Raw genomic sequence first — 12,006 nt, 5'->3', positions numbered from 1 at the left:
AGACGAGCGACGTGACGGGGCTCACGCTCTCCGCGGCTCAGTCCCCGGCAGCGACGGGCGTCCGGTCGCTCACGTCGAACTGCAGGGCGTCCTCACGCGCGTCGACCGTCACGCGCTGCCCCGACCTCAGCCGGCCGTCGAGCATCAACCGGGACAGGGTGTTGTCGAGCTCCCGCTGGATGGCGCGGCGCAGCGGCCTGGCCCCGAAGTCCGGCTGGTATCCGCGGCCGGCCAGCCACCCGACCGCCTCGTCGGTGAACTCCACCTCGATGTCCTGGGCCGCCAGCCGGCGTCGCGTCTCCTCCAGCAGCAGCCGGGTGATGCGCGCCAGCTGATCGGTGTCCAGCTGCGAGAACACGACGATCTCGTCGATCCGGTTGAGGAACTCCGGGCGGAACGCCTCCCGCAGCCGCCGCATGACCTGGTCCCGCAGCCCGTCGCCGCCACCGGACGCGCTCCCGAACCCGAGCGGGTCGCGCCGGCCCACGATCAGTTCCGAGCCCAGGTTGCTGGTCATGATCACGACGGTGTTCCGGAAGTCGACCGTCCGGCCCTGCGAGTCCGTCAGCCGGCCGTCGTCGAGCACCTGGAGCAGCGTGTTGAAGACGTCCGGATGCGCCTTCTCGATCTCGTCGAGCAGGACCACGGAGTACGGCCGGCGGCGGACCGCCTCCGTGAGTTGGCCGGCGTCCTCGTAGCCGACGTACCCGGGCGGGGACCCGACCAGGCGGCTGACGGTGTGCCGCTCCTGGAACTCGCTCATGTCGAGCCGGATCATGCGGTCCTCGTCGCCGAAGAGCGCCTCCGCGAGGGCGCGGGCGAGCTCGGTCTTGCCGACGCCGGTGGGGCCGAGGAACAGGAAGCTGCCGATCGGCCGGTCCGGGTCCCCGAGCCCGACACGGGACCGGCGGACCGCCTCGGCGACCACGCCGACCGCCTCGTCCTGCCCGATCACCCGCTCGTGCAGGTTCTCCTCCAGGCGCAGCAGCCGCGCCATCTCCTCCTCGGTGAGCTGGCTGACCGGGATCCCGGTCGCCCGCGAGACCACCTCCGCGATGTCGCCCACACCGACCTCCGGCACCGCTGCGTCTCCGCCCTGGCGGGCCTGGTCCAGCCGCTGCTGGGCTTCCTGGACCTGGTCCCGCAGCTCCGTGGCGCGCTCGTACTGCTCCGCGGCCACCGCCTGGTCCTTCTCCCGCTGCAGCCGGGACAGGTTCTGCTCCAGGCCCCGCAGATCGGTCGGCGGCGTGCGGACCCTGCGGCGCACACGGGCGCCGGACTGGTCGATCAGGTCGATCGCCTTGTCCGGCAGGTGGCGGTCGGTGATGTAGCGGTCGGAGAGCTCCGCCGCGGCGACGAGCGCCTCGTCGGTGAAGCGGACCTGGTGGTGCGCCTCGTAGCGGTCGCGCAGGCCGCGCAGGATCTCGACCGTCTCCTCGACGCCCGGCTCGGGGACGAGGATCGGCTGGAACCGCCGCTCCAGGGCAGCGTCCTTCTCGATGTTGCGGCGGTACTCGTCGAGCGTGGTCGCGCCGATGACGTGCAGCTCACCGCGCGCGAGCGCCGGCTTCAGCATGTTGCCCGCTCCGCCGGACCCCTCGGAGGCACCGGCCCCGACGACCGTGTGCAGCTCGTCGAGGAAGGCGATGACCTCGTCGCCGTGCTCGCGGATCTCGTCGATGATCTTCTTCAGCCGCTCCTCGAAGTCGCCGCGGTAGCGCGTGCCGGCGACGAGGCCGGTCAGGTCGATCTCCACCACACGGCGTCCGCGCAGCGTGTCGGGGACGTCGTCGTCGGCGATCTGGGCGGCGATCCCCTCGACGATCGCTGTCTTGCCCACCCCGGCCTCCCCGATCAGCACCGGGTTGTTCTTCCGCCGTCGGGCGAGCACCTCGAGCGTCTGCTCGATCTCGTCCTCGCGGCCGATGACCGGGTCGATCAGCCCGTCCCGCGCCAGTTGGGTGAGATCACGGCCGAACTCGTCGAGGGTGGGCGTGGTCGACCCCGGCCGGCCCGCGCCCTGCGCCGGGCCCCCACCCCCGCCGACGGCGGCCTGCTGCAGTGTCTCCGGCGTGACGTTCAGCTCGCGCAGGACGCGCCCGCCCGGGGAGTCCGGATTGAGGGCCAGCGCGAAGAGCAGGTGCTCCGGGCCGATGTAGGTGGACCCCAGCGCGCGTGAGATCTGGTGGGCGTCCAGCACCGCCCGCTTGGCGGCCGGAGTCAGGGCCGGTGGGTCCGGCCGGGGCGCACCGCGTGCGGGCAGCGCGTCCAGCCGCTCCCGCAGCTGCCCGGCGTCGACGCCGGTCCGGCCGAGCAGGTGGCGGACCGACTGGTCGTCGGTCATCGCCCACAGCAGGTGGTCGGTGTCCAGGTCGGGACTGCCGGTCTCGGCCGCGCGGCGGGCAGCCGTGTTGACCAGTTCACGCGCCCGCTCGCTGAGGAACTGGGTGATGTCGATGCGCTGCCGGGGCTGCTGAGGCCCACCGAGGTAGCGGGCGAAGAAGTCGTCGAACGGGCCGCCGTAGCCGCCGGGGAACATTCCACTGGTCATTGCCACCGTCCACCCGGGACGCGTGCCGGCGCGCCGCTGGCTGGGCCCGCCCTCGCACCGTACCCAGGAGGCAGGCACCTAGCATCGGTAGCCGTGCCGGTCCTGCCCTCTGCCTTCTCCCCCGCCGTCGTCTCGCGGGTGGCCCTGGCGAACGCGATCGCCAACGGCATCATCGTGGTCACCGGCGGCGCCGTCCGCCTGACCGGCTCGGGGCTCGGCTGTCCCACCTGGCCGCGGTGCACCGGCTCCAGCCTGGTGCCCACCCGCGAGCTGGCCGTCCACGGCGTCATCGAGTTCACCAACCGGCTGCTGACCTTCGTCCTCACGGCCGCGGCGATCGCGATCGTCGTCGCCGTGTTCCGGTCGGTGCGTCGCGACCTGCGCACGCTCGCCGTGATCAGCTTCCTCGGCATCCCGGCCCAGGCGCTGCTCGGCGGCGTCACCGTCCTGACCGGGCTCAACCCGTGGACGGTCGCGGCGCACTTCCTGCTGTCGATGGTGCTGGTCGCGGTCGCCACCACGCTGTGGCTGCGTTCGCGGGAACCCGGCGTGGGGCAGCCGCTGGTCCGCCGTCCGTTCGAACTGCTGACGATCGGCATCGCGGCCGTGTCGGCCGCCGTCCTGGCGCTCGGGACGGTGGTGACCGGCAGCGGCCCGCACAGCGGTGACCCGAAGGCGGGCCGCACCGGCTTCGATCCCGAGCTGGTCAGCCAGCTGCACGCCGACGTCGTGTTCCTGCTCGTCGGCCTGACGGTGGCGCTGCTCGTGGCGCTCTACGCGGTCGACTCGCCCGCCCGGATCCGGCGGGCGGCCCGCGACCTGCTGATCGTGGAGCTCGCGCAGGGGGTCATCGGGTACGTCCAGTACTTCACGAACCTGCCGATCGTGCTGGTGCTCGTGCACATGGCCGGAGCCGTGCTGGTCACCGCGTTCACCGCCCGGCTCCTCTGGTCGGTGCGCGGCCCGGCGTCCGAGCTGCCGCTACGCTCCCCCGCCGAGGTCGCGCCGGCCGGTCGCTGAGCGCTCAGGGGGCCAGACGAGGACGACGACCGTCCCGCCGTCGGGCGACTCCCAGCGTCCGGCCGTCACCGTCTCCGGAGCGCTGCGGGCATCGGCCCAGGCCGGCCAGGCGTCGCCCTCGTCGTGCCAGAGCAGCCGTCCGCCCGGGAAATAGGCGACGACCGGACAGCCGCCCTCGATGAGGGTCTCGACGTCCGCCGGCTCGATCCGGGACGCCCGGAGGGAGTAGGTGCGCCAGTCCGGCCCGACGAACTGGCCCATCCGGGCGTTCGCGAGGTCGCGCCGCACCTAGATCAGGACGTCGACGATGATCGCGATCGAGAGCAGCGCCAGGTACGAGATCGAGACGTGGAACAGCTTCATCGGCTTGGCGTCGGCCTCGCGCCGGATCCGGCCGAGCAGGCGGTGCGCCTCGAGCACGAACCACGCACCCAGCGCGGCGGCGCACGCCGTGTAGAGCCAGCCGATGCCGAAGTCCGAGCCCAGCGGCCACAGCAGCAGCGACACCGCGACCGTCAGCCAGGCCCATACGGCGCTCTGCCGACCCACCGACACGGCGGGCGCGACGACCGGCAGCATCGGCACCCCCGCCCGTGCGTAGTCCTCGCGGAACCGCATCGCCAGCGCCCAGAAGTGCGGCATCTGCCAGCAGAAGACGACGCCGAAGAACACCAGCGGCGGCCAGTCGAGCGAGCCGGTGACCGCGGCCCAGCCGATCAGCACCGGCGCGGCCCCCGGGACGCCGCCCAGCTCGGTGCTCCGCCGGGTGTGCCGCTTGGCGACGACCGTGTACAGGACGGCGTAGTAGAAGATCGCGCCCGCCGCGAGCGCCGCGGCCAGCAACGTCGTCGTGACGGCGAGCAGCACGATCGACGTGACCGACAGCACGATCCCGAACGTCAGGGCGGCCCGGGGGGTGACCGCGCCCGACGGCAGCGGACGGCGCTGCGTCCGGTGCATCAACTTGTCGATGTCGCGGTCGTAGTAGCAGTTGAAGACGTTGGCCGCCCCGGCTGCCAGCGTGCCGCCGAGCAGCGTGAACAGCAGCAGGCGCCAGGTGGGCCAGCCGCCGGCCGCCAGCATCATCGCCGGCACGGTGGTGACCAGCAGCAACTCGATGATGCGCGGCTTGGTCAACGCGACGTAGGCGCCCAGCCGGGCCCGCAGCACGCCGGGCAGGCGGCGGGCGGATTCGGTCTGACGCTCGGACAGTGCCGTCACCGCGTCGCGCACCTGGACAGCACGAGCCTCTTTCGAAACCGGGGAGTGGACCAGCAGTCACTGTAGCCCGGTCCTCGCCGGGCTCCGGCGCGGCATGAGCGCGGGTGACTAGGGTTGGAAGCGTTGATCCCGGCCGCCGAGCGGGTAGGGGCAGCGTCGACGACGACGGTGTGTCCCGGTCCAGCGCCGGCCCGCGGGACAGCACGCCACAGAAGCTCAAGCCGCCGGAACCAGGGCCGACCGAGGGAGCACGCACCACATGACGCAGAGCACCGGGTCGGAGGCCCCTGCGGAGGCCGCGACGGACGCCCCCACCGGCAGCCCCGTCCAGCCGAACCCCACCCTCCCCGACGGCTTCGGCGAGCTCGACCGCCGCGCGATCGACACCGTGCGCGTGCTCGCCATGGACGCCGTCCAGAAGGTGGGCAACGGCCACCCGGGGACGGCGATGAGCATGGCGCCGACCGCCTACCTGCTCTTCCAGAAGTGGCTGAAGCACGACCCGAGCGACCCGAACTGGGTCGGCCGCGACCGGTTCGTGCTGTCGATGGGCCACTCGAGCCTGACGCTCTACATCCAGCTCTACCTCTCCGGCTACGGCCTGGAGCTCGAGGACCTCGAAGCGCTGCGCACCTGGGGTTCGAAGACCCCGGGCCACCCCGAGGTCAACCACACACCGGGCGTCGAGACGACCACCGGCCCGCTCGGCCAGGGCGTCGGCAACGCCGTCGGCATGGCGATGGCCGCCCGCCGCGAGCGCGGTCTGTTCGACCCCGACGCCCCGGAGGGCGAGAGCCTCTTCGACCACACCATCTGGGCCTTCGCCTCCGACGGCGACCTCGAGGAGGGCGTGAGCGGGGAGGCCTCCTCGCTGGCCGGGACCCAGGAGCTGGGCAACCTGGTCCTCGTCTACGACGACAACAAGATCTCCATCGAGGACGACACCAACGTCGCATTCACCGAGGACGTCGCCAAGCGCTACGAGGCGTACGGCTGGCACGTGCAGCGGGTGGAGGACGGCGAGGACCTCGCCGCCGTGGACGCCGCGCTCGCCGCGGCGAAGGCCGAGACCGGCCGCCCGTCGTTCATCCAGCTCCGCACGATCATCGCCTGGCCGGCGCCGAACAAGCAGAACACCGGTGCCGCCCACGGCTCGGCGCTGGGCGACGACGAGGTGAAGGCGACCAAGAAGATCCTTGGCTTCGACCCGGAGAAGACCTTCGACGTCGCGCCCGAGGTCATCGAGCACGCCCGCCAGGTCGTCGCCCGCGGCCAGAAGCAGCACGCGACCTGGCAGGAGCGGTTCGACGCCTGGACGAAGGACAACGCCGACCGCGCCGCCCTCCTGGAGCGCATGACCACCCGCACCCTCCCCGAGGGCTGGGCCGCGAAGCTGCCGACCTGGGACGCCGACCCCAAGGGCGTCGCGACCCGCAAGGCGTCCGGCGAGGTGCTCGCCGCCCTCTACCCGGAGCTGCCCGAGCTCTGGGGCGGCTCGGCCGACCTCGCCGAGAGCAACAACACCGCCGTCAAGGGCGAACCGTCGTTCCTGCCCGCGAACCGCCAGACGAAGATGTGGAGCGGTGGCCCGTACGGCCGCACGCTGCACTTCGGCGTCCGCGAGCACGCCATGGGCGCGATCATGAACGGCATCGCGCTGCACGGCGGCACCCGCGTCTACGGCGGCACGTTCCTCACCTTCTCCGACTACATGCGCGGGGCCGTGCGCCTGGCTGCGCTCATGCAGCTGCCGGTCACCTACGTCTGGACGCACGACTCGATCGGCCTCGGCGAGGACGGCCCGACCCACCAGCCGATCGAGCACTTCGCCGCGCTGCGGGCCATCCCGGGTCTCGACTTCGTCCGCCCGGCGGACGCGAACGAGACGGCCGTCGCCTGGCGCACGATCCTCGAGCACAACGACCGCCCGGCCGGTCTGGCGCTCTCGCGGCAGAACCTGCCGGTGTTCGATCGCTCGACGATGAACTCTGCCGACGGCGTGGCACGTGGTGCATACGTGTTGGCCCCGGCATCCAACGAAGCGTCGAACGGCGCGCCCGAGGTGATCCTGCTCGGCACCGGTTCCGAGGTGCAGATCGCCGTGGCCGCCCGTGAGCGCCTCGAGGCGGACGGCGTGCCGACCCGCGTGGTCAGCGTGCCGTGTGTCGAGTGGTTCGCCGACCAGGACCAGTCCTACAAGGACGAGGTCCTGCCGCCCACGGTGCGCGCCCGGGTCAGCGTCGAGGCGGGTGTCCCCATGGGCTGGCGGGAGTTCGTCGGCGACGCCGGGCGAATCGTCGGCCTCACCCACTACGGCGCCAGCGCGGCGTACACCGTTCTGTATGAGGAGTTCGGTCTCACCGACGAGGCCGTCGTCGCCGCGGCCCGGGAGAGCATCGAAGCTGCGACGTCCGGCAACGCCGTCCCGGCCGGCCCGGTCGCCGCGACCGGCGGTCTCCCCCACCCCACCGGCGATCGCTAACCACCCCATCACGAAGGGCACCAGTCATGGCTCAGAACGAGAATCTGGCCGATCTGTCCGGAGCCGGCGTCGCCGTCTGGCTCGACGACCTGTCGCGTGACCGCATCCGCACCGGCAACCTGCAGTCCCTGATCGACGAGCACTCGGTCGTCGGCGCCACCACCAACCCGTCGATCTTCGCCGCGGCGATCAGGGGCTCCGACGCCTACGACGACCAGGTCCACGCCCTGGCCGTCCGGAAGGTCGACGTCCAGGAGGCGCTGCGCACCATCACGGCCGCCGACGTCCGCGACGCCTGCGACCTCTTCCGCCCCGTCGCCGACCGGCAGCCCGGTGACGGCCGCGTGTCGCTCGAGGTGGCCCCCGGCCTGGCCCACGACACCGACGCGACCAACGCCGAGGCGGCGCACCTGTGGTGGCTGGTCGACCGCCCCAACCTCTACATCAAGATCCCGGCCACCGAGGCGGGCCTGCCGGCGATCGCCGAGACCATCTCGCAGGGCATCAGCGTCAACGTCACCCTGATCTTCAGCATCGACCGCTACCGCGGCGTCATGGACGCCTACCTGTCCGGCCTGGAGAAGCGGCTGGCGAAGGGCGGTTCGATCGACGGGCTGGCCTCGGTGGCCTCGTTCTTCGTGTCCCGCGTGGACACCGAGATCGACAAGCGACTGGACAAGCTCGGGGCCGACCCCTCGCTCAAGGGCAAGGCCGGTATCGCCAACGCGCAGTTGGCCTACCAGGCGTACGAGGAGGTCTTCTCCTCCGACCGCTGGAAGGCGCTCGAGGCAAAGGGCGCGGTGCCGCAGCGGCCGCTGTGGGCCTCGACCGGTGTCAAGAACCCCGAGTACAGCGACACGATGTACATCAGCGAGCTCATCGCCCCCGGCACGGTCAACACCATGCCGGAGAAGACGATGATGGCCTACGCCGAGCACGGCACCCCCGGCACGCCGGTGCAGAAGAGCTACGACGACGCCACCGCCGTCATGAAGTCGGTCGCCGACGCCGGCGTCGACCTGGACGACGTCTTCAAGGTCCTGGAGGAGGAGGGCGTGCAGAAGTTCGTGGACGCCTGGGACGAGCTGACCTCCTCCGTGGGCAGCGAGCTCGAGAAGCTGGCCTGAGCGGTCGCCGCCCCACTGCAGAGGACCGACATGATCCCCAACCCGCTGCGCGATCCGCGGGACCGGCGGCTGCCCCGGGTGCCGCAGCCGTGTGCGCTGGTCGTCTTCGGCATCACCGGCGACCTGGCCCGCAAGAAGCTGCTGCCCGCGGTGTACGACCTGGCCAACCGCGGCCTGCTGCCCACCAACTTCGCGCTGCTCGGCTTCGCCCGCCGCGACTGGGGTGACACCGAGTTCGCCGAGCTCTCCCGGGAGGCGGCGCGCCAGCACGCCCGCACGCCGTGGCGGGAGGAGGTCTGGGAGCAGCTCGCCGCGGACATCACCTTCGTCCAGGGCTCGTTCGACGACGACAACGCGTTCGACCAGCTCGCGGCCACCCTCGACAAGCTCGAGGGCAGCAACGGCATCGGCGGCAACGCGGCGTTCTACCTGTCCATCCCGCCGGCGATGTTCCCGGTCGTGCTCAAGCAGATGCAGCGCACCGGCATGGCCGAGAGCACGCCGGACCGGTGGCGGCGGGTCGTCGTCGAGAAGCCGTTCGGTGAGGACCTGCCCTCGAGCCGCGAGCTCAACGCGCTGGTCGACTCGGTGTTCACCGCCGACGACGTGTTCCGCATCGACCACTACCTGGGCAAGGAGACGGTCCAGAACCTGCTGGCGCTGCGGTTCGCGAACACCCTGTTCGAGCCGATCTGGAACGGCCACCACGTGGACTCGGTGCAGATCACCATGGCCGAGGACGTCGGCATCGGCGGGCGGGCCGCCTTCTACGAGAAGACCGGCGCCGCGCGGGACGTGCTGCAGAACCACCTCCTCCAGCTGCTCGCCCTGACCGCGATGGAGGAGCCGGTCGAGTTCTCCGCCGAGGAGATCCGCACCGAGAAGCTCAAGGTGCTGCGCGCCGTCTCGCTGCCCGAGGACCTGGAGACGTTCGCCGTCCGCGGGCAGTACGAGCAGGGGTGGCTGGCGGGGCAGCGGGTGCAGGGCTACCGGCAGGAGGACGGCGTCGACCCCAAGTCGAACACCGAGACCTTCGCCGCCGTGCGCTTCGGTGTGGAGACCCGTCGGTGGGCGGGCGTGCCGTTCTACCTGCGCACCGGCAAGCGGCTCCCCCGGCGGGTCACCGAGATCGCGCTGTCGTTCAAGCGGGCGCCGCACCTGCCGTTCGCCGAGACCGACACCGAGGAGCTCGGCAACAACCAGCTCGTCGTCCGCGTGCAGCCCGACGAGGGCGTGACCCTCAAGTTCGGGTCGAAGGTGCCGGGCAGCGTCATGGAGGTCCGCGACGTCTCGATGGACTTCCTGTACGGCGAGCAGTTCACCGAGTCCAGCCCCGAGGCCTACGAGCGGCTGCTGCTCGACGTGCTCCTCGGTGACGCCACGCTGTTCCCCCGCAACGCCGAGGTCGAGGCCTCCTGGGCGGTCATCGACCCGCTCGAGGAGTTCTGGGCCGGCAGCACACCGCACCCCTACCGGGCGGGCGAATGGGGCCCCCGCGCGGCCGACGAGATGCTCGCGGCCGAAGGAAGAAGGTGGCGCCGTCCATGACCACGCTCTGGGACACCAACGGCACGGCGGTCGTCAAGGAACTGGCCGCCCAGCGGCGCACCGGCGGGGCCGTGCTGTCCGGGGTGGCGCTCACCCTGGTCGTTGTCGCCGACGAGAGCCGCGTCGCCGAGGCGGAGGAGGCCGCGACCCACGCGGCCGAGATGCACCCCTGCCGCGTGCTCGTGGTGGTGCGGCGGCAGCTCGAGGCACCCAGCCCCCGGCTGGACGCCGAGGTGGTCATCGGCGGTCGGCTCGGCCCCGGCGAGGCCGTCGTCATGCGCATGTACGGGCGCCTCGGCCTGCACGCCGAGTCCGTGGTGCTGCCCCTCCTGGCCGCGGATGCCCCCGTCGTCACCTGGTTCGACGCCGCGCCCCCGGAGAAGATGGCCACCGACGCCCTGGCGGTGTTCGCCGACCGGCGGATCACCGACAGCTCCATCGCCGAGGACCCGCTGAAGGCGCTGAAGACCCGCGCCGACGACTACGCCCCGGGCGACACCGACCTCGCGTGGACGCGCACCACCGGCTGGCGGGCGATCCTTGCCTCCAGCCTGGACTCCGTGTCCGGGCGCCGCGGCGAGCCCGTCATCGTCAAGGGCGGCCGCGTGGAGGGCGATCCGCAGAGCCCGACGGCGCAGCTGCTCGCCGGCTGGCTCACCTCCCGCTGCGGCACGGCCATCGCGGTGCAGGGCGGCGAGCGCAAGCCCGGGGAGAGCGGGGTGGAGTCCGTCGTCCTCACCCTCGACCAGAAGGAAGAGGTGCGGATCGTCGCCGACCGCCGGGGCGGCGCCGTGCTCACCCAGCCGCTCCGGCCGGACGTCACCGTGCCCCTGCCGGAGCGGGCGCTGGGCGAGCTGCTCAGCGAGGAGCTGCGCCGGCTCGATCAGGACGAGCCCTACAGCGACGCGCTGGAGGCAGCGACCGGCGTGACCGGACTCGCCGAGCGGCCGTCGACCCGCGAACACGTCTGGTTCGACCCGGCCGAGGGCAACGGCAACGGCGCGCGGCCCAGGAAGCGCACGGCGGCCGCGCAGTCCGAGTCGTGAGCCGGCCCGCCCCGGACGTCGTCGTCCTCCCGGACGCCGACCATCTGGCCCGGGCGGCGGCCGAGGCCGTGGTCGCGCGGCTCGCCGCCGCGCAGGCGCTGCACGGCTCGGCCGCGATCGTCCTGACCGGCGGCGGGGTGGGGATCGCGGTCCTCGAGCAGGTCGCGGCCCTCGCCGCCGAGCCGGTGCGCGAGACCGTCGACTGGGAGCACGTGCACGTCTGGTGGGGCGACGAGCGGTTCGTGCCCGCGGCGGACGCCGAGCGGAACGAGAAGCAGGCCCGCGCGGCGTTGCTCGACCGCGTCGGGGTGCCTGAGCACCACATCCACGCGATGCCGCCGTCGGACGGCGACTTCGCCGAGCCGGAGGACGCGGCGGCCTGGTACGCCGCGGAGCTCGCGGCGGCCGCGCCCGATGGGCAGTCCGTCCCGCGGCTGGAACTGCTCCTCCTCGGGATGGGTCCGGAAGGACACGTCGCCTCGATCTTCCCCGACTCCCGGGCCGTGCGGGACGAGGGCACGGTGGTCGCCGTCCGCGACTGCCCGAAGCCGCCGCCCACCCGGGTCAGCCTCGGGTTCGCCGCGATCAACGCCGCCGACGAGGTGTGGCTGCTGGTCAGCGGCGAGGCCAAGGCCGCCGCGGTGGCGGCGGCGCTGTCCGGAGCCGACCCGGTCGACGTCCCCGCGGCCGGCGTGCACGGCACCCGGGCGACCCGCTGGCTGCTGGACGAGGCCGCGGCCGCCGATCTGTCGCGCTGACCGGTATCCACGGGCGGTGACCGGCTCTCTCCCGGGTGTCGCAGGAGACCCGATCCAGGCAGGAGCCCTCCGATGACCGCCCAGGACATCCGCACGACGACGATCCCTCAGCCGCGCACGCCCGCGGACGACTCCCCCGCCGAGAACGCGCCCGCACCCGCTGCCGTCGAGCCGGCCCGCGAGTTCCCGTGGCCCGAGCCCTGGCGCGCCAACCGCGGTGCGCGCCCCCGTTCGGAGTACTGGGACGTGGCCA

General features: G+C 72.5%; 9 protein-coding genes. 6 read left to right on the top strand and 3 right to left on the bottom strand.

The genetic code is table 11. The annotated features are described in order from the left end of the window. Nucleotides 1-37: 37 nt before the first annotated feature. Complete coding sequence (locus tag AC2H4J_RS19005) at nucleotides 38-2,551, bottom strand: ATP-dependent Clp protease ATP-binding subunit (protein WP_487466460.1); 2,514 nt, start codon at nucleotides 2,549-2,551, stop codon at nucleotides 38-40. 93 nt (nucleotides 2,552-2,644) lie between these two features. Here AC2H4J_RS19005 and AC2H4J_RS19000 point away from each other — a divergent pair, with 93 nt between their 5' ends. Beyond that, nucleotides 2,645-3,571, top strand: coding sequence for a COX15/CtaA family protein (locus AC2H4J_RS19000; protein WP_487466459.1), 927 nt, complete (start codon nucleotides 2,645-2,647; stop codon nucleotides 3,569-3,571). Here the strand turns inward: AC2H4J_RS19000 and AC2H4J_RS18995 are convergent. Together AC2H4J_RS18995 and AC2H4J_RS18990 are read right to left on the bottom strand one after the other, a co-directional pair. Beyond that, a complete protein-coding gene (locus AC2H4J_RS18995) occupies nucleotides 3,533-3,859 on the bottom strand; it encodes a hypothetical protein (RefSeq protein WP_487466458.1) in 327 nt (108 codons plus the stop codon). The two genes, AC2H4J_RS19000 and AC2H4J_RS18995, sit on opposite strands and share 39 nt — an antisense overlap. Further along, entirely contained in the window at nucleotides 3,860-4,792 is a 933-nt protein-coding gene (locus tag AC2H4J_RS18990; RefSeq protein ID WP_487466457.1) for a heme o synthase, read from the bottom strand. It abuts the gene before it with no gap. 259 nt (nucleotides 4,793-5,051) lie between these two features. Between AC2H4J_RS18990 and tkt the strand changes: the two genes are divergently transcribed. The 5 genes from tkt to pgl are packed head-to-tail and all read left to right on the top strand — an operon-like array spanning nucleotide 5,052 to nucleotide 11,753. Next, complete coding sequence (tkt, locus tag AC2H4J_RS18985) at nucleotides 5,052-7,274, top strand: transketolase (RefSeq protein ID WP_487466456.1); 2,223 nt, start codon at nucleotides 5,052-5,054, stop codon at nucleotides 7,272-7,274. Nucleotides 7,275-7,300: 26 nt separating this feature from the next. Then, nucleotides 7,301-8,401, top strand: coding sequence for a transaldolase (gene tal, locus AC2H4J_RS18980; RefSeq protein WP_487466455.1), 1,101 nt, complete (start codon nucleotides 7,301-7,303; stop codon nucleotides 8,399-8,401). 30 nt (nucleotides 8,402-8,431) lie between these two features. After that, nucleotides 8,432-9,949 (top strand): glucose-6-phosphate dehydrogenase, encoded by a 1,518-nt coding sequence (zwf, locus tag AC2H4J_RS18975; protein ID WP_487466454.1) that lies wholly within the window; start codon nucleotides 8,432-8,434, stop codon nucleotides 9,947-9,949. Beyond that, nucleotides 9,946-10,995, top strand: a complete 1,050-nt coding sequence (locus AC2H4J_RS18970) for a glucose-6-phosphate dehydrogenase assembly protein OpcA (RefSeq protein ID WP_487466453.1) — start codon at nucleotides 9,946-9,948, stop codon at nucleotides 10,993-10,995. Before zwf ends, AC2H4J_RS18970 begins: the two co-directional genes overlap by 4 nt. Beyond that, the gene (gene pgl / locus AC2H4J_RS18965) at nucleotides 10,992-11,753 is read left to right on the top strand and encodes a 6-phosphogluconolactonase (RefSeq protein ID WP_487466452.1); all 762 of its coding nucleotides are present in this window, start codon (nucleotides 10,992-10,994) and stop codon (nucleotides 11,751-11,753) included. Before AC2H4J_RS18970 ends, pgl begins: the two co-directional genes overlap by 4 nt. Nucleotides 11,754-12,006 lie beyond the last annotated feature (253 nt).

Source organism: Blastococcus sp. OS1-29, from assembly GCF_057628075.1.
Note: the sequence above shows the minus strand (reverse complement) of the source record. Positions and strands in the feature narration are given on the sequence as shown.

Coding starts and splice junctions, on each gene's coding strand:
- AC2H4J_RS19005 (WP_487466460.1), bottom strand. CDS start 2,551: ATGACCAGTGGAATGTTCCCCGGCGGCTACGGCGGCCCGTTCGACGAC.
- tkt (WP_487466456.1), top strand. CDS start 5,052: ATGACGCAGAGCACCGGGTCGGAGGCCCCTGCGGAGGCCGCGACGGAC.
- tal (WP_487466455.1), top strand. CDS start 7,301: ATGGCTCAGAACGAGAATCTGGCCGATCTGTCCGGAGCCGGCGTCGCC.
- zwf (WP_487466454.1), top strand. CDS start 8,432: ATGATCCCCAACCCGCTGCGCGATCCGCGGGACCGGCGGCTGCCCCGG.
- AC2H4J_RS18970 (WP_487466453.1), top strand. CDS start 9,946: ATGACCACGCTCTGGGACACCAACGGCACGGCGGTCGTCAAGGAACTG.